At 64.0% G+C, this 516-nt stretch carries 1 protein-coding gene; it reads right to left on the minus strand.

Annotation, left to right across the window (positions count from 1 at the left end):
- Positions 1-516: TonB-dependent receptor domain-containing protein (locus C9414_RS21135; protein WP_142398093.1), on the minus strand; the 516-nt coding region annotated here is incomplete at both ends.

Below are 516 nucleotides of genomic sequence, written 5' to 3' on the forward strand. Positions count from 1 at the left end.
CGTTGTACGCGGCGATCGAGGCCTGGTACTTCTCACCGAAGGTGCGGAAACCGGCTTCCAGGCTCTTCGACTTCTCCGGCTCCAGACCGGCGCTGGCCGCGAACGATTCCGGCGACACCTGCAGCGGGCCACCGCTGCCACCACCGACTAACGCGGCGATGTTCTCGGCGTACGAGGCGAACAGCTCGTTGTTGGCGTTGAGCTTGAAGCCCAGCCCCACCTGCGGCAGCACCGATTCCTTGGCGGTCAGCGTGCCCGAGGCGATGCTGGTTTCCACGCCCGGCTTGGCGGTGGCGCGCATGCGGGTGTTCGGGCTCTTGATGCCCACGTCCACGGTCAGGCGCTGATCGAGGAAGCGCATGCGGTCCTGCACGTAGAACTGGCGCGTGCGGATGTCAAAGTCCTGGTTGAACAGCAGGCGGTCCGGGTTCTTCAGGTACAGGTCGTCCAGGAACGGGCCGCTGATGTAGTAGAAATTACGCGAGACGTTATGGTCGTTCTGCTCGTACCACAGCC

It is taken from the genome of Bacillus sp. Nf3 (assembly GCF_003028545.1).
Classification (GTDB): domain Bacteria; phylum Bacillota; class Bacilli; order Bacillales; family Bacillaceae; genus Bacillus; species Bacillus safensis.